We start from the raw sequence: 16,585 nt of genomic DNA, 5'->3' as shown, positions 1-16,585 counted from the left end.
CATATGCGATTCCCCTGCCCTCGTGGGGGAGATGTCCGGCAGGACAGAGGGGGCGCTGTCCCGCCAGCCTCTCCCTTAAGTCACCAGTCCCATCGCCTTCAGCCGACGATGCGCAGGTTCGACAATTCGTTGGCGATTTCCTTGAAATTGTCCGACAGCGTCGCCCCGGTCGCGTTCCAGAACAGCTTGGCCGGCTTCGTCGGATCGGTGGGATCCTTGCGGAAGCGCGAGTCCGAGGAGCAGGCCTTCAGCGCGTCGAGTGCTTTCTTGTCGCCGGCATCAGTGGTCGACAGGTCGAGCGCAACGGTCATGACGAGAATGTTCGAATTCTTCGCGTTGCCGCAAAGGGTCTGCATCTGCTCGTCCAGCGCTGCGGTGTAGTTGGCGCCGGTGTAGGTCGTCTTGCCGATGTCGCTGCTTGTGTTCATGAACAGGCGCGTCACGCTTCCAGACACCGGATATGTCAGGCCGGTGTAACCGTAGGCGGCGTAGGTCGACCTGTTGTTGGCATAGCCGCTGTCGCTGACGGCGCTGTATGTATTGGCGCCGTCGGTCAGCACGATGACCACTTTGTCGTTGCCTCTTTCAGTGTTCGGCCGGCCCTCGGTGAAGGGTTCGTTGCTCGACACCGTCCGCCAGCCCCAGGCAAGGCCTTCCGGCACGTTGGTGTTGCCGTTCGGCGCCATGGCGTCGATGGCGTTGCTGATTTCCTCTTTCTGGGCAAGCTGACTGACGTCTCTGAGCGGCGTGATCGGGTTGGTCGTGCATGACGAATTCGGGCCGTCGCCCGAGGCTGCGGACTGCGAACCGTACGGCTTGACCAGGAAATACTTGCGCATGTCCGACTGCCGCTGCGATGCGGTTGGGCTGCCGGTGTAATAGGGCCAGTCGGCCCACCAGTTGTTGCCGTAACCATAGTTCAGATAGGTCACGTCGTTAGCGCCGTCGCGGTTGAAATCGAGCCAGAGGGTGCCGGCCTCGTCGGGCGCGAACATCGGCACGAACAGCGTGGCAGGCGTGGCGGTGCTCGGCGTCGTGTCGTCGTTATTATAGGGGTACGGCCTCGCCTCCACGCAACCCTGCCAGCTCGCATAGCGGCTGGTGGTGTAGATATATTCCGGGGTGGTCCAGTGGCCGCTCCGGCAAGTGCCGTTTCTCCTGTATTGATCGCAGATATACTGCTTGCTGTTGGGCACTTCTTCACGACCGGATTCGACGGTCATGTCGGCGAAGAGGCTGAAGCGGGTCAGTGGTTGATCCTCGGTGTCGCCCCAGCCGGTGCCGCGTTTGTACCAGACGCCGTTGAACTTCTCGGCGTATTTGTCCGGATCGTAGGCGGCGGTCATCTTCGTCCAGTCGAAATCCTCGTGCTGGATCGGGGAGATGCCGTCCTGGTCCATCCAGCTATCCTGGTCATGGGTGGGACCGACATTGACCGAAGCAGCGAACGGCACGAGGGAGAACTGCACCGGTTTGCTGACCTGCTTCATCTGCTGTGCCTGCAGCGCCAGCGTATCGACAAGCTGCTTGGCGGCAGTCTTCAGCAGGTCTATTCGCTTCGCGCCGGTGCCGGAACCGAGTTCGTTCATCGAGCCGGAATTGTCGAGCACAAGAGCGACTTCCAGCGTGTTCTTGAGGCGGATTTCCGAGCACTCCGTGAAAGTTGTACCGCCGCTGGTCGTCCCGCCGCCCAGCAGCATGGCGGCGGCCGGCAGAAAATAGGGGTGATACGTCAGGGCGCTGCAGAGCTTCAACGTACCGCCACCCGCATTGCTGTTGGGCAGGGTGACGGTAAGCGACGTGTTGGCCGGATCGACGGGGCCGAGATTGGTTTCGAAGAAAGTCTTGGCATAGGCCCTGGCGGCGTCGTCGGTTGCGCCGGAGACGATCTGCTGAGCGGTGGCGAGGCCGGCGGCGTCCAAAGCGTTCAACGTAGCGTGCTTCTGGCGCAGCAGTTCCGAGTAATCGACGCTGAGCGCCACTCCGCCCATCAGCGGCACCATCGTGATCACCGTCATCAGCGTATAGTTGCCACGCCGGTCCCTACCGAATTTTCGGATCATTGCCTTCAGCACCCCGCCAGAACCCTAGTCGGCGAAAGATGCCATCAATCCTTAAATTTCAGATTGCTAAAAAGCATCCAACGTCGGCACACTTTTTCAAAGCTCGTTAACCACGCCGCCGATGCCGGCATTGCTGCGCGCGGCTGGACCGCCCGCCGAAGCCTTCAGAATCGGTGAAGCCTCGGCAAAGAGCGGCTTGCGCGCTTGCCTTGATCATTGCCAGAGCAATCCTGGAAATTGTGAAAGCTGGTGACAGGGTCAAGAGCTTCGGTTAATGCGAACCTGCCGCGGCGGACCGTCGGCGGCGACGCTCGCAACCATCATGATATGGGAAACGATATGGCGGACTCGCCCGATATCATCGGCTCGCTTGTGGATTTGTCGGGAGCCTATTCTGCCATCCTTTGCGACGTCTGGGGTGTGGTCCACAATGGCGAACGGCATTTTCCGGCCGCGGCTCTGGCGCTGGCCACCGCGCGCGAGGCGAAGATACCTGTCGTGCTGATCACCAATTCGCCGCGGCGCAGCGCCGATGTGGTGGCGCAGATGAATGCGATCGGCGTTCCCTCGGCGGCCTATGACCGCGTCGTGACCTCCGGTGACGTGACCCGCGATCTGATCGCCGAGGGGCCGCGAAAGATCTTCCACATTGGCGCCGATCGCGATTTCACGCTCTATGACGGGCTTGATGTCGAACTGGTCGAGGAGTTCGAGGCGTCCGGCGTGGTCTGCACTGGGCTGTTCGACGACGAGATCGAGAAGCCGGAGGACTACGCCGATCTTCTGCGGCGGCTGCGCGCCAGGAACCTGCCCTTCATCTGCGCCAACCCCGATATCGTGGTCGAGCGCGGCGAGCGGATGATCTGGTGCGCCGGGGCCCTGGCCCGCGACTATGCCCAGCTCGGCGGGCGCACGCTGATCGCCGGAAAACCTTATGCCCCGGTCTATGACGTCGCGATGAAGGAGATCGCCGACCTGCTCGGCCACCCGGTCGAGCGCTCGGACGTGCTGGCCATCGGCGACGGCATGATGACCGACATCAAGGGTGCTGCCGACAATGGCTTCGACGTGCTCTACGTGTCGGGCGGCATCCATGCCCGCGACTACGGCGATTCGCTACAACCGGATCCGGCCAGACTAATCGCCTTTCTGGAAAGGCACGGCTACCGGCCGGTCGCGGTCATTCCGAGACTGCAGTAGGCTCGCTCGATGACGGAAGCCGCGAAATGACGGAAGCCTTCGAACGCGTTTCTGCAATCTCGCCGCTGCCGGCCCATTTGCGGGGTGGCGTGGTGGCGATCGGCAATTTCGACGGCGTCCACCGCGGCCACCAGGCCGTGCTCGAACGCGCGCTGACCGAGGCCCGCCGGCGGGGCGTGCCGGCGCTGGTGCTGACCTTCGAGCCGCATCCGAGAAAGGTGTTCCGGCCCGAGATACCGCTGTTCGTGCTGACACCGCCGCCGATGAAGGCACGACTGCTGTCGCATCTAGACTTTGCCGCACTCGTCGAGCAGCCGTTCACGCGCGACTTCGCCGCACTGTCGGCGGAAGCGTTCGTGACCGACGTGCTTGACAGGAATCTTGGGATCATTCACGCCGTGACCGGTTTCGACTTTCACTTCGGCAAGGACAGGCAAGGCGGCCCGGCCTATCTGATGGCGGCCGGCGAACGCCACGGCTTCGGCGTCACCCTGGTTGACGCCTTTCGCGACGAGGGCGCCGAGGTGGTTTCGTCGAGCCGAATCCGCGCGCTGCTGTGCGAAGGCGCGGTGGCCGAGGCCGCCGGCCTGCTCGGCTACCGCTTCACGGTCGAGAGCGAGGTGATCGGCGGCCAGCAGCTTGGCCGGACGCTCGGCTTCCCAACCGCCAATATGAGGCTTTCGCCGGAAGCCACTCTGAAGGAAGGGATTTACGCCGTCCGCTTCCGCCGCGCCGACGGCACGCTTCATGATGGCGTTGCCAGCTTCGGCCGCCGCCCGACCATCGATGACAACGGCGCGCCGCTTCTGGAAACCTTCGTCTTCGACTTCTTCGGTGATCTCTACGGCGAGATATGCGCGGTGTCCTTTTTCGGTTTCCTGCGCGCCGAGGTGAAGTTCGACGGGCTCGACGCGCTGGTCGCGCAGATGAAACGTGACGAGGCAGAGGCGAGGGCGCTGCTTGCCGGCGTCAGCCCGCTTTCCGAGCTCGACGCGGCCATTGCTTTCTAAAGCATGATCCCGAAAAGTGGGAACCGGTTTTCGGGCAAGATCATGCTAAAATGAAGCATGATCCCGAAAAGTAGGAACCGGTTTTCGGACAAGATCATGCTAAAATAAGAAGCATGATCCCGAAAAGTAGGAACCGGTTTTCGGGCAAGATCATGCTAAAATAACGACCTATTTTTTGAGCGCCAGGCCGACCGCAATGAAGGCCCAGCCCTGGAAGATCAGGTCGACGGCGAGAAACAGCCCCAGCACCCATACGCTGTTGACTGGCCAGCCCATGGCGATGATCAGGCCCGCCAGCGCGCTGGTGACGCCGGCCGCAACCAGCCAGCCCCAGCCTCTTTCCGGTCTGTGCTTGTACCCGACCCAGGCCCTGAGCACGCCTGATGCGAGAAGGGCGACCGCCAGCAGGAAGGTCAGCACCGCCGAGGCCAGCAACGGATTGTAGAAGGCGAAGAACCCGGCGACGGCATAGAGAAGACCGCTGAGCAGCCAGTAGAAGAACCGGCTCCAAGTCTTCACACCGAAGGCATGCATGATCTCGATGATTCCGGCCATCAGCATCAGCCAGCCGACGACATAGACCGAGGCGACTGTGGCGATGAACAGATTGCCGAAAGCGATGCCGCCGAGGATCAGCAGCAGAACGCCGAGCCCGACGAACCATCCCCATTTCGCCCGCGTCTGACCGATTGCATCTTTCAAGGCATCGCCGTGCAGTGTCATCGCCCTTCTCCCTCAAAGTTGCCTTTGCCGGCTTGGAGGGTAACGCTGATGCGCTTGCCCGTAAAGCGAGCAGGCTGCGAGCGCCACACGCCGAGCGATCCGCTTGCCAGACGTGGCTTTTTGACCGAAGCGGCCAGATATCAGATGGAATATTCGACCATGTGGGTTGGCGGTGCTAAAGCATGACGAACCGGTTACGGGCGACCTATCGTTCCGTGAATTCGCCATGGCGCAATTGTAACGAAAAATTCCCAGCGCTGGCATTGGCGCTTTATGGATGACGTGTGGCTGCTGCTGTCCGCCGTTTTTTACGTTTGAGGGGACTGGGAAGCAAAATGAGCGATGTGGACGAACACCTCGATCTGACGGAGATCACCGCCGTCCGCAGGTTGTTGACGTCAAAGCCACGACCGGTGGGCTGGGACGAACGCCGGGCACGGCTCGACGAGGTTGGTTCGGTGTGGCCGATTGCGGACGACATCAGATGCGAGGATGCGGTTTTCGACGGCCTCGAGGGAGAGTGGTCGCTAGCGCCCGGGAGTGACAGGGATAAGGTTCTGCTCTTTTTCCACGGTGGTGGCTACTGCTCCGGCTCTCTCAAAAGTCATCGTCGAATGGTGACCGAGGCAGGTCGAGCAATGGGAATGCGCACCCTCGCGATCGACTATCGACGCGCGCCGGAACATCCTTTCCCTGCGCAACATGAAGACGCACTCACCGCATGGCGCTTTCTGGGCCGGCAAGGGATCGCGCCGGATCGCATCGTGGTTGGCGGAGACAGTGCGGGCGGCAACCTCACCCTGTGCCTGGTCAGTACATTGTGCGCGGCAGGGGAGCGGTTGCCGCGATGTCTTTGGCTGGTTTCGCCCTGGACGGACCTTTCGATGTCCGGCGCGACACTATCAACTAAGGACGCGATCGACCCTATCATCCACCGGGCGTATTTGGAGGAACTGGCGACCGCCTATGTCTCCCATGGCGTTGGCCGGCGCGATCCCCTGATCTCGCCGTTGTTCGCCGATTTGAGCGGATTTCCCCCAATGCTGATACAAGTCGGTTCGGCCGAGACGCTGTTGTCGGACGCAATTCGGCTCGCGGAAGTCGCTGGCGCGGCTGACGTCAAAGTACGTCTCGAAATTTGGCCGCATATGATTCACGCCTGGCCGGTTTGGAATGCAGGATTGAGTGCCGGTCGTCGCACTCTTCACAGCGCGGGAACGTTTGTCCGCGGATTTTTGTAACTCTTGGGTGAGCAGCCAGGGTCATACGGCTATTGCCAAATTCAAACAGCAGCCGAGACATTCCAGGATGGAAAGCGAGTTGGCAGCTGCTGGCGCATTGCCAGACGTCTTGATCTGGGACCTCGGCGGTCTAGACAATTGACGGCAATGCGGAACAGTACGACCAATGCCGCCGATGTTACGGATATTAAGTCAAATTTTACCGAGCGGGCGCCATGGCTGGTGAAGGCTGGTTGTGTCGGCCAACGTGTTCGACGTATGGAGTAACGATGCGTTCTGTCCGAGCGATTCCGGTGGTTCTGGCCGCCTTCATATTTGGGGGTCCCGGTCTCGCCGAAGCCGGCGAGGGCGCTTTCGGCTGGATGTCCGGCGATTGGTATCTGACAGTCGGCGCCACCGGCCTGGTCGCCCCCGATTTCGAAGGCAGCAAGAGCTATATACTCAGCGCCCAGCCGATCATCTTGCTCGGCAAGGTCGGTCCTGCGGCCCGCTTCACCTCGCGCAACGACAACATCTCGCTTGGGTTGATCGACGATGGCGGCTTCAGCGCCGGCCTGGCCGGAAAAATCCTGTTTTCGCGCGATGGCGACGACACCGACGAGCTGAGAGGCCTCGACCCGGTGCGCTGGGGCGGCGAGGCCGGCGGCTTCTTCGAATTCTATCCGTTGGACTGGTTGCGCGCCCGCGCCGAATTGCGGCACGGCATTCGCGCCCATAGCGGCTTTGTCGCCGACATCGCCGCCGACGCATTCTACGACGTGACACCGGACGTCAGGATTTCGGGCGGGCCGCGCGTTTCGTTCGCCTCATCGGACTATTTCGACGCCTATTACGGCGTCGACGCCGAGGAAGCCGTGGCGTCGGGTCTCAGCCAGTACCGACCGGGCGGTGGCGTGAAGTCGGCGGGCCTCGGCGGCGCGGTGACCTGGAAAGTGACCGAGCCGATGACGGCCAGCCTGTTCGGCGAGTATTCGCGCCTGATGGGCCCGGCGGCCGATTCCAGCCTGGTCAAGGAGCGCGGCTCCAGAGATCAGTTCATGATCGGCGTATCGACGACCTATCGCTTCGACTTCTCGATGTGAGCGCTTTGGCCCGGCAATCGCGGCCGGATGCATTATGACGTCACTAGCTGCAATGAAGGCACCGAGAGTTCGGGCTTTTCAATATCGCCTGTCTCGGTTAAAAGCCCAGCCATGACGAGCGTTTCGCGCCCTCTCGCGATTGCGATACGAATTACGAGCCCGGTGTTCCGGACGGCTTGAGCGCCGCCGGAGCCGCTGGGAATTTTGCGCGCGGCCGCTCGCGCTTTTTCCAGATCATGATAGTTCAACGCCCGGGCTCTTTTGCCGGGCAATGCATATGGCAGACCAATGACCGATACGCCGATGACCGACACTGTTGAAACGATCGACTATTCCAAAACGCTTTATCTGCCGCAGACGGATTTTCCGATGCGCGCCGGCTTGCCCGAGAAGGAGCCGCTGCTGGTCAAGCGCTGGCAGGACATGGAGCTTTACCGCAAGCTGCGCGAAAACGCCGCCGGCCGCGAAAAATACGTGCTGCATGACGGCCCGCCCTACGCCAACGGCAACATCCATATCGGCCATGCGCTGAACAAGATCCTCAAGGACGTCATCACCCGCTCTTTCCAGATGCGCGGCTACGACTCCAACTACGTGCCCGGCTGGGATTGTCACGGCCTGCCGATCGAATGGAAGATCGAGGAGCAATACCGCGCCAAGGGCAAGAACAAGGACGAGGTCCCGGTCAACGAGTTCCGCAAGGAATGCCGCGAGTTCGCCGCGCACTGGATCAAGGTGCAGGGCGCAGAGTTCCAGAGGCTCGGCGTCGTCGGCGACTTCGACAACCCCTATACGACGATGGCGTTCCATGCCGAGGCGCGCATCGCCGGCGAGCTTTTGAAATTCGCCATGTCCGGCCAGCTCTATCGCGGCTCAAAGCCGGTGATGTGGAGCGTGGTCGAGCGCACCGCACTGGCCGAGGCCGAGGTCGAATACCAGGATTATGAGAGCGACACGATCTGGGCGAAGTTTCCGGTCGTCAGCCTTGCCCGGCAAGTCACCGACGTCATCGATGGACAGCTCGCAAAGCTGGATCCGAAGCTTACGCAGACGTCACTGGACTTGCTGGAGGCCGATGTCGTCATCTGGACGACCACGCCATGGACCATCCCCGGCAACCGTGCCGTGAACTATTCGCCACGCATCAACTATGGCCTCTACGAGGTCACTGCGGCCGAGAATGCTTTCGGCCCGCAGCCTGGCGAAAGGCTGATCTTCGCCGACGCGCTGGCGGAAGAGGCTGCAACCAAAGCCAAGGTGACGATGGACCGCGTCCGTAGCATTTCGGCCGAAGAGCTTGGAAGCCTTACGCTTTCTCATCCCTTCAAAGGTTTGAATGGCGGCTATGAATTCGACGTCCCAATGCTCGCCGGCGAGCATGTCACCGACGAAGCCGGCACCGGATTCGTCCACACTGCGCCGGGCCACGGCCGCGAGGATTTTGACGCCTGGATGGATGCCGCGTCGGACCTGCGCCAGCGCGGCATCGACACAGCGATCCCGTTCACCGTCGACGATGCCGGCTTCTTCACCAAGGATGCGCCAGGCTTTGGCGCGGACCGCGAGGGCGGTGCGGCGCGCGTCATCGACGACAACGGCAAGAAGGGCAACGCCAACCAGGCGGTCATCGACGAGTTGATCAAGCGCAACGCCCTGTTCGCGCGCGGGCGGCTAAAACATTCCTATCCGCATTCGTGGCGGTCGAAGAAGCCGATCATCTTCCGCAACACGCCGCAATGGTTCGTCTTTATGGACAAGGAGCTCGGCGACGGCACGACGCTGCGCAGCCGTGCCCTGAAGGCGATCGACGAAACCCGCTTCGTGCCGGCCGCCGGCCAGAACCGCATTCGCGCCATGATCGAGGAGCGCCCCGATTGGGTGCTGTCGCGCCAGCGCGCCTGGGGCGTGCCGATCGCCGTCTTCGCCGATGCCGACGGCAACGTCCTGCGCGACGAGGCGGTCAACCAGCGCATCATCGACGCCTTCGAGAAGGAAGGCGCCGACGCCTGGTTTGCGGCCGGCGCCAAGGAGCGCTTCCTCGGCAATCACGATGCCTCGAAATGGCAGCAGGTGATGGACATCCTCGACGTCTGGTTCGATTCCGGCTCGACCCATGTCTTCACCCTGGAGGATCGTCCGGATCTGAAATGGCCGGCCGACGTCTATCTCGAAGGCTCCGACCAGCATCGCGGCTGGTTCCATTCCTCGCTGCTCGAAAGCTGCGGCACCAGGGGCAGGGCGCCTTACGACACCGTCGTCACCCATGGTTTCACCATGGACGAGGAGGGGCGGAAAATGTCGAAGTCGCTCGGCAACACTGTCGTGCCGCAAGACGTCATCAAGCAGTCGGGCGCCGATATCCTGCGGCTATGGGTGGTGACCACCGACTACTGGGAAGACCAGCGGCTCGGCAAGAACGTTCTGCAGACCAACATCGACGCCTATCGCAAGCTGCGCAACACCATCCGCTGGATGCTCGGCACGCTTGCCCATGACGATGGTGAGGACGTGCCGCTGGACAAGATGCCGGAGCTGGAGCGGCTGATGCTGCACCGGCTCGCCGAACTCGATGAAGTCGTGCGCGCGGGCTACGACGCCTTCGAGTTCAAGCGCATCACCCGTACGCTGCTCGACTTCATGGTGGTCGAGCTGTCGGCCTTCTATTTCGACGTCCGCAAGGACGCACTCTACTGCGAGGCGCCGTCCAGCGTGAAGCGCAAGGCGTCCGTGCAGGTGGTGCGCCATCTGTTCGACTGCCTGGTGAAATGGCTGGCGCCGATGCTGCCCTTTACCATGGAGGAGGCCTGGCTCGACCGTCATCCGGACGCCGTCTCGGTGCATCTCGACCAATTCCCGCCAATCCCGGCCGACTGGAAGAACGAGGCGCTGGCGGAAAAATGGCGCAAGGTGCGGCAGGTACGCCGTGTCGTCACCGGCGCGCTGGAGATCGCGCGCGCCCAGAAGGTCATCGGCTCGTCGCTGGAAGCGGTGCCGGTCGTCACGCTCGATGATGCGGCGCTCGAAGCGGCGATATCAGATGTCGACATGGCCGAAATGGCGATCACCAGCGATCTGGTCATTGCGCATGGCAACGCGCCTTCTGGCGCCTTCACGCTGGACGACGTCAAGGGCGTCGCCGTGGTGGTCGAGAAGGCCGAGGACCGGGGTCTGCTCAAATGCGCGCGCTCATGGCGCTACACGGCCGATGTCGGGCAGGACAAGGAATTCCCCGACGTTTCGGCGCGGGACGCGGCGGTCCTGCATGAATTGAAGGCGCTTGGTCGGATTTAATGCATGTCGCCCAAAAAGCATGCCCCCAGGCCTGACCCGGGGGTGTGTAGCGGTTGTGGGATAACGACATGCATCAGACCATATCGGTGCACAAATGCCACGGCAGACGACTGATTGGCCCCCGCTCGTTGCCCTTAACGAGTGGTTGAGATAAACACGCGAAACTCCGGACGACAAATTGTCGCCGGATTTCCGTCGGAAGAGCATACGCGATGGGGACCGGACCTTTGGCCGGGTCGATCGAGAGGCTGTCTAGAGTGGGACTTTTTGGCATGACCGAAAGAACTTGCGCGCGCGTTGCGCTGCTGGCGCCGCTTGTCGTATCCGCCCTGGCCCTGTCCGGCTGCATGGGCTCGCCGACCTACGGGACCGACAAGACCGCCTCCGAGCAGCTTGCCGGCGATCTCACCAGCGCTTTTTCAGTCATGCCGAAGAACAAGGAAAAGATCGACTACAAGCCGCGTCCCGAACTGGTGAAGCCGGCGCCAGGCCAGAAGGAACTGCCGCCGCCGCAGGACAGCATCGCGACGGCAAGCGCCGATTGGCCGGAATCGCCTGAGCAACGCCGCGCTCGCCTGCGTGCCGAGGCCACGCTCAATCAGGACGATCCGTCCTACCAGGCGCAGATCGTCGATGACGTGCAGACGGATCCGGCGGCGATCAAGGCTGCATTGAAGGAGTCGGGTTCCAGTCATCCGCCGGCCTGGAAGCCGGCGGATTCGGACAAGGGCCGCGCCGCCGAGGTCAAGCGCCGCCTCGCCGAACAAAAGCAGGGTGACCCGAACACCCGCAGATATCTGAGCGAGCCGCCGGTGCAATATCGCGCCGCTGCCGGCACCGCGCCGGTCGACGACCTCGGCGAGGACGAGTACAAGAAAGAACGCCGCCTCAAGCGGGAAGCGGCCGCCAAGAACAAGAGCGGCGGTATGTTCGACTGGCTGCCGTGGTAGGCTGCAGGCGCCAATGCATGTCGCGCAAAGCAGCAACCTAAAGCGCGTCGCATAAGGCCGGTCAAACCCGACGCGCTTTAGGGTAGGCTGCCGACGCTACGGTTCGCGTCGCTCCCTGAAAAAATCCTTCAGAAGCAGTGCCGCGTCGCTCTCGGCCATGCCTGGATAGACGTCCGGCACATGGTGGCAGGTCGGTGAGGCGAAGAAGCGCACGCCGTTGACCACAGCGCCGCCCTTCTCGTCGGCGGCGCCAAAATAAAGTCGGCGCAGCCTGGCGAAGGAAATGGCGCCGGCGCACATGGCGCAGGGCTCCAGCGTCACATAGAGATCGTGGCCGGTGAGCCGCTCGATTGACAGCTTGCGGCAGGCCTCGCGGATCGCCAGCAACTCGGCATGTGCCGTAGGGTCGGCAAGCTCGCGGGTGCGGTTGCCGGCACTGGCAACGACCGCATCGCCGCTGGCGATGACCGCGCCGACCGGCACTTCGCCGCGCAAGGCCGCGGCTTCGGCCTCTTTCAGCGCCAGCGCCATGAAATCCGGCCGCTTCAAGCGGTTTCCATTCCTATTATCTCCTCGCTACTCCGGCGTGATCCTGTTATCTAATGCATGTCGCGCAAAAGTGCGCAGCGGTTTTGCGAATACGACATGCATAAAACAACAACCTAAAGCGCGTCGCCTGAAGGCCGATCAAACGCGACGCGCTTTAGCGCATGACCCCGAAAACCGGAATCGGTTTCGCAAGGGATCATGCGCCAAATCAAAGTCCTGCAGCGTCGTTTGCGCGTCCGTACGGACGCGCGGCGCTGTAGTGCAAACGAGCAAAAGCCACATGGACGACAAAGAAAAGAAACTCCCGCGCCAGAAGGATCCGCGCCAAATGGGTCCGGGCAAGAACGGCCCGAAACCATCGGGCCCGCGTGGTCGCGATGCCGCTGCCGGCAAGGGCGGTAAGCCATCCTTCGGCGCGAAAAAACCTTACGCGCCCCGCGGCGACCGCCCGCTGGCAGCTGACGGCGAGCGGCCGAAGCGCGACTTCAAGAGTGGCGATAGGCCGTTCAGCAAAGGACCACGGCCCGAGGGCAAGCCTTATGAAAAGCGCGAGGGGCCGCGCAAGCCATACGCGCCGCGTGGCGACCGACCGCTGGCGGCTGACGGCGAGCGGCCGAAGCGCGACTTCAAGAGTGGCGACCGGCCGTTCAGCAAGGGGCCGCGCCCTGACGGCAAGCCCTACGAGAAGCGTGAGGGGCCGCGCAAGCCCTATGCGCCGCGCGGCGACCGGCCGGTGGTCGCCGACGGCGAGCGGCCGAAGCGCGACTTCAAAAGTGGCGATCGGTCGTTCAGCAACGGACCAAGGCCGGAAGGCAGGCCTTACGAGAAGCGCGAAGGTCCGCGCAAACCCTACGCACCGCGCGGTGAGCGGCCGGCAGCTGCCGAAGGCGAGCGCGGCGAAAGGCGCTTCGACCGTCCCAAACACGACTTCGGCGAACGGCCCAAGCGCGATTTTGTCGGTGATCGGCCCCAAGGGGCATCGGGCGGCTTCAAGCCGCGCCCGCGTCCCGCCGAAGCGACGGAAGAGGCTGGCGAGCGCATTGCCAAGCGGCTGGCCCGCGCCGGCCTCGCCTCGCGCCGCGATGCCGAGGAGCTGATCGCGGCCGGCCGCGTCAAGGTCAATGGAAGGGTGCTGTCCTCGCCCGCCTTCAATGTGATGCCCGGCGACATCATCCATCTCGACGGCATGGAGATCCCGCCGATCGAGCGCACCCGGCTGTTCCTGTTCCACAAGCCGGCCGGCGTGGTCACCACCAATCGTGATCCCGAGGGCCGCAAGACCGTCTTCGACGTGCTGCCGGCCGACCTGCCGCGGCTGATGACCATCGGCCGGCTCGACATCAACACCGAAGGCCTGCTGCTGCTCACCAATGATGGTGGGCTGGCGCGCGTGCTCGAACTGCCGGCGACCGGCTGGCTCAGGCGCTACCGCGTGCGCGTTCACGGCAAGGTCGAGGAAAGTGCGCTCGCCGGCTTGCGCGAAGGCATTGCCGTCGACGGCGTCTTCTACGGCGCCATCGAGGCGACGCTCGACCGCGAGCAAGGCACCAACGCCTGGCTGACGCTCGGCCTGCGCGAAGGCAAGAACCGCGAGGTCAGGAACATACTGGGCTCGCTTGGCCTCGACGTCACACGGCTGATCCGCATTTCCTACGGACCATTCCAGCTCGACGACCTTCCCGAGGGCCATGTGCTGGAGATCAAGGGCCGGGTGCTTCGCGACCAGCTCGGCGAACGCCTGGTCGAGGAGTCCGGCGCCAATTTCGACGCTGAAATCACCAAGCCGTTTTCCAACAGGCCGGTACGGCGCGAGCGGGAAGAGGAACCGGAGCGGCCGAAATTCACCCGCGATGGCGAACGCCGCCCGATCGGCGAAGGCGGATTGATCAAGAACCGCAAGCGCCGCGAAGGCAGCCGCGATGAGGCGCTGGGCAAGCTGTCGACAAGTCCTGGCAGAAGCTTCGGGCCGGAAAAGAGCTTTGGTGAGAGTGGCCCTAAATCTGAACGCAGCGGGCCCGAACGCGGCGGCTTTGCCGATCGCGGCCCCAAATCTGAACGTAGCGGGCCGGGCGGCTTCGGCGGCAAACCGGGCGGCGGAAAAAAATCCGAACGCGAGCAGCGTCCGATCGAGCCGCCGGGCCAGCGCAAGGCCAATGTCTGGATGGCGCCGGGCGCGCGGCCGATCGGCAAGGGCAGGGCGGATGCCGATGCCGCCAAGGCGGCCGAAGCCAAGGAACGCAAGGCATCGTACAAGCCGTCTTACGGCAAGCCCGCCAAGCCCGGAGGCGCAAAGCCGTTCGGCAAGCCGCGTGGCGAACGCCCGAATGATGGCGGCGGCAAAGGTGGCGACCGGCCGCGCAGCGGCCCCAGGGGATCAAGGGCAGGCAATGCGGATCGTCGGCGGTGAGTTTCGCGGGCGTCCGCTGGCGACGCCCCGCTCAAGCGCCATCCGCCCGACCACCGACCGCACCCGTGAGGCTGTCTTCAACGTGCTGGCGCATCGTTTCCCCGATAGGCTGGTCGGCGCGCGGGTGCTCGACCTGTTCGCCGGCACCGGCGCGCTCGGCCTCGAGGCGCTGTCACGCGGCGCGTCTTATGGCATCTTCATCGAAGAATCGGCGGAAGGGCGCGGCCTGATCCGCACCAATGTCGAGACCTTCGGCCTCACCGGGCGTACCAAGATATTCCGTCGCGACGCTACGGCTCTGGGCGAGGCGGGCACGATGGCCGCGTTCGGCCTGGTGTTCGCCGATCCGCCCTATGGCAAGGGCCTGGGCGAGCGTGCCTTGCGCTCGGCCAAGGCCGGTGGCTGGCTCGCCCCCGGCGCGCTCTGCGTCGTCGAGGAGGCGGCAGTGGCGCCGTTCGAGGCAGGGCCGGGCTTCTCGGTTGTCGACGAGCGCAGCTATGGCGAGACGGTTATCCGCTTCATCGAAGCCGCCTGAGTTCGGCCTCCTTTGCGCGCAAGAATGACGAACAAATCACTTTGCCTGTATCGCCATCCCCGCCTATCGTCCCTGCCATGACAACCGGAGCCATTGATGACACCTCAGGCTGAATGGCTGCGCGGAATGCTCTTGGCGCTGGCTCTCGTGATGACCGGCCCGGTTCTGGCCGACAACAAGGACGACGGCAAACTGACGAATTTCCTGCTCGACAACGGCATGGAGGTTGTCGTCATTCCCGATCACCGGGCGCCGATCGTCACCCATATGGTGTGGTACAAGATCGGCAGCGCGGATGAGCCGCCCGGCAAGTCGGGCATCGCCCATTTCTTCGAGCATCTGATGTTCAAGGCGACGACCAATCACGCGGCCGGCGCATTCGACCGCGCCGTCTCCGCTATCGGCGGTTCGAACAACGCTTTCACCTCCTATGACTACACCGCGTTTTACGAGACGGTGGTGCCGCAGGCGCTCGAGCAGATGATGGATTTCGAGGCCGATCGCATGCGCAACCTCATGCTCACCGACGATGTCATCGCCACCGAGCGCGACGTGATCCTCGAGGAACGCCGCTCGCGCATCGACAGCAATCCGCAGGCAGTGCTCGGCGAGGAGGTCGACGCCACGCTCTGGCAGAACCAGCCCTATCGCATTCCGGTGATCGGCTGGATGCAGGAGATGGAGAAGCTGAACCGCGCCGACGCCAAGGCCTTCTACGACAAATATTACACGCCTAACAACGCCGTGCTGGTGGTCGCCGGCGATGTCGAGCCGGAGGTGGTCAAGGTGCTGGCCGAAAAGACCTATGGCAAGATCGCGCGTGGTCCAGACCTGCCGCCGCGCATCCGTCCGGCCGAACCCGAGCAGAACACCAGGCGCACGGTGACGCTCACCGACGCGCGTGTCAGCGTGCCGAACTTTTCGACGCAATGGGTGGTTCCCTCCTATCACACTGCGAAGCCGGGCGAAGCGGAAGCGCTGGACCTGCTGGCGGAGATCCTCGGCGGCGGCAGCCGCAGCCGGCTCTACCAGCAGCTTGTCGTCAAGCAAGGCATCGCCGCCGAGGCCGGCGCCTTTTTCCAGGGCACCATGCTCGATGCCACCAACTTCACCGTCTATGGCGCGCCGCGCGGCGACGCCAAGCTGGCCGATGTCCAAGCAGCGGTCGAGGCCGAGGTCGCCCGCATCGCCAGCGAGGGCGTCACATCAGGCGAGTTGGAGAAGGCCAAGGATCGTTTCGTCCGCTCGATGATCTTCGCCCGCGACAAGCAGGATTCGATGGCCAACATCTACGGCGCGACGCTCGCCACCGGCGGCAACGTCAGGGATGTCGAGGAGTGGCCGGGCCGCATCCGCAAGGTCACCGCCGACGAAGTCAGACAGGTTGCGGCGCGCTATCTCAATCTCAACCATTCGACATCAGGCTATCTCTTGCCGCAGACACAGGCCGGGAATTGATATGATGATGAGCTTGGGCGTTGGCGCTGCCCCTCACCTGCCTGCCGGCATCCTCTCCCCGTATAGTGACGGGGAG

Annotated in this window: 13 protein-coding genes; 9 read left to right on the top strand and 4 right to left on the bottom strand. The window is 63.2% G+C overall.

Annotated features, from left to right (window positions below; translation table 11 throughout):
* Positions 1-98: 98 nt before the first annotated feature.
* Positions 99-2,063 (bottom strand): pilus assembly protein, encoded by a 1,965-nt coding sequence (locus NMG70_RS05690; RefSeq protein WP_254023626.1) that lies wholly within the window; start codon positions 2,061-2,063, stop codon positions 99-101.
* 339 nt (positions 2,064-2,402) lie between these two features.
* On the opposite strand from NMG70_RS05690, the gene NMG70_RS05685 reads away from it, so the two are divergent.
* Positions 2,403-3,263 carry a TIGR01459 family HAD-type hydrolase gene (locus tag NMG70_RS05685; protein ID WP_254023625.1) on the top strand — a complete coding sequence of 287 codons (861 nt, stop codon included), beginning with the start codon at positions 2,403-2,405 and terminating at the stop codon, positions 3,261-3,263.
* 26 nt (positions 3,264-3,289) lie between these two features.
* A complete protein-coding gene (locus tag NMG70_RS05680) occupies positions 3,290-4,273 on the top strand; it encodes a bifunctional riboflavin kinase/FAD synthetase (RefSeq protein ID WP_254023624.1) in 984 nt (327 codons plus the stop codon).
* A 168-nt stretch (positions 4,274-4,441) separates the two neighbouring features.
* Here the strand turns inward: NMG70_RS05680 and NMG70_RS05675 are convergent, their stop codons facing one another.
* Positions 4,442-4,996 carry an HdeD family acid-resistance protein gene (locus NMG70_RS05675; protein WP_254023623.1) on the bottom strand — a complete coding sequence of 185 codons (555 nt, stop codon included), beginning with the start codon at positions 4,994-4,996 and terminating at the stop codon, positions 4,442-4,444.
* 335 nt (positions 4,997-5,331) lie between these two features.
* On the opposite strand from NMG70_RS05675, the gene NMG70_RS05670 reads away from it, so the two are divergent.
* Positions 5,332-6,237, top strand: a complete 906-nt coding sequence (locus NMG70_RS05670; RefSeq protein ID WP_254023622.1) for an alpha/beta hydrolase — start codon at positions 5,332-5,334, stop codon at positions 6,235-6,237.
* A gap of 269 nt (positions 6,238-6,506) precedes the next feature.
* Positions 6,507-7,319 carry a MipA/OmpV family protein gene (locus tag NMG70_RS05665; protein ID WP_254023621.1) on the top strand — a complete coding sequence of 271 codons (813 nt, stop codon included), beginning with the start codon at positions 6,507-6,509 and terminating at the stop codon, positions 7,317-7,319.
* A gap of 32 nt (positions 7,320-7,351) precedes the next feature.
* Here NMG70_RS05665 and NMG70_RS05660 read toward each other — a convergent pair whose 3' ends face one another.
* Positions 7,352-7,633 carry a hypothetical protein gene (locus NMG70_RS05660; RefSeq protein WP_254023620.1) on the bottom strand — a complete coding sequence of 94 codons (282 nt, stop codon included), beginning with the start codon at positions 7,631-7,633 and terminating at the stop codon, positions 7,352-7,354.
* Between NMG70_RS05660 and ileS the strand changes: the two genes are divergently transcribed.
* Complete coding sequence (ileS, locus tag NMG70_RS05655) at positions 7,623-10,610, top strand: isoleucine--tRNA ligase (RefSeq protein ID WP_254023619.1); 2,988 nt, start codon at positions 7,623-7,625, stop codon at positions 10,608-10,610. The two genes, NMG70_RS05660 and ileS, sit on opposite strands and share 11 nt — an antisense overlap.
* Positions 10,611-10,882: 272 nt before the next feature.
* Positions 10,883-11,560, top strand: a complete 678-nt coding sequence (locus tag NMG70_RS05650; RefSeq protein ID WP_254023618.1) for a metal ABC transporter substrate-binding protein — start codon at positions 10,883-10,885, stop codon at positions 11,558-11,560.
* 96 nt (positions 11,561-11,656) lie between these two features.
* Here NMG70_RS05650 and NMG70_RS05645 read toward each other — a convergent pair whose 3' ends face one another.
* Complete coding sequence (locus tag NMG70_RS05645; protein ID WP_254023617.1) at positions 11,657-12,109, bottom strand: nucleoside deaminase; 453 nt, start codon at positions 12,107-12,109, stop codon at positions 11,657-11,659.
* Positions 12,110-12,389: 280 nt separating this feature from the next.
* On the opposite strand from NMG70_RS05645, the gene NMG70_RS05640 reads away from it, so the two are divergent.
* The 3 genes from NMG70_RS05640 (at position 12,390) to NMG70_RS05630 (ending at position 16,509) form a co-directional block, all read left to right on the top strand.
* Positions 12,390-14,516: a pseudouridine synthase gene (locus NMG70_RS05640; protein WP_254023616.1), complete on the top strand. Its 2,127-nt coding sequence runs from the start codon at positions 12,390-12,392 to the stop codon at positions 14,514-14,516.
* The gene (gene rsmD / locus NMG70_RS05635; RefSeq protein WP_254023615.1) at positions 14,497-15,051 is read left to right on the top strand and encodes a 16S rRNA (guanine(966)-N(2))-methyltransferase RsmD; all 555 of its coding nucleotides are present in this window, start codon (positions 14,497-14,499) and stop codon (positions 15,049-15,051) included. Before NMG70_RS05640 ends, rsmD begins: the two co-directional genes overlap by 20 nt.
* A 96-nt stretch (positions 15,052-15,147) precedes the next feature.
* Positions 15,148-16,509, top strand: coding sequence for a M16 family metallopeptidase (locus NMG70_RS05630; RefSeq protein WP_254023614.1), 1,362 nt, complete (start codon positions 15,148-15,150; stop codon positions 16,507-16,509).
* Positions 16,510-16,585 lie beyond the last annotated feature (76 nt).

Origin of the sequence: Mesorhizobium ventifaucium, assembly GCF_935822925.1 — a bacterium.
GTDB lineage: Bacteria > Pseudomonadota > Alphaproteobacteria > Rhizobiales > Rhizobiaceae > Mesorhizobium > Mesorhizobium ventifaucium.
This window is presented reverse-complemented; position numbering and strand designations above follow the sequence as displayed.

Coding starts and splice junctions, on each gene's coding strand:
- NMG70_RS05690 (WP_254023626.1), bottom strand. CDS start 2,063: ATGATCCGAAAATTCGGTAGGGACCGGCGTGGCAACTATACGCTGATG.
- NMG70_RS05685 (WP_254023625.1), top strand. CDS start 2,403: ATGGCGGACTCGCCCGATATCATCGGCTCGCTTGTGGATTTGTCGGGA.
- NMG70_RS05680 (WP_254023624.1), top strand. CDS start 3,290: ATGACGGAAGCCTTCGAACGCGTTTCTGCAATCTCGCCGCTGCCGGCC.
- NMG70_RS05675 (WP_254023623.1), bottom strand. CDS start 4,996: ATGACACTGCACGGCGATGCCTTGAAAGATGCAATCGGTCAGACGCGG.
- NMG70_RS05670 (WP_254023622.1), top strand. CDS start 5,332: ATGAGCGATGTGGACGAACACCTCGATCTGACGGAGATCACCGCCGTC.
- NMG70_RS05665 (WP_254023621.1), top strand. CDS start 6,507: ATGCGTTCTGTCCGAGCGATTCCGGTGGTTCTGGCCGCCTTCATATTT.
- ileS (WP_254023619.1), top strand. CDS start 7,623: ATGACCGACACTGTTGAAACGATCGACTATTCCAAAACGCTTTATCTG.
- NMG70_RS05650 (WP_254023618.1), top strand. CDS start 10,883: ATGACCGAAAGAACTTGCGCGCGCGTTGCGCTGCTGGCGCCGCTTGTC.
- NMG70_RS05640 (WP_254023616.1), top strand. CDS start 12,390: ATGGACGACAAAGAAAAGAAACTCCCGCGCCAGAAGGATCCGCGCCAA.
- rsmD (WP_254023615.1), top strand. CDS start 14,497: ATGCGGATCGTCGGCGGTGAGTTTCGCGGGCGTCCGCTGGCGACGCCC.
- NMG70_RS05630 (WP_254023614.1), top strand. CDS start 15,148: ATGACACCTCAGGCTGAATGGCTGCGCGGAATGCTCTTGGCGCTGGCT.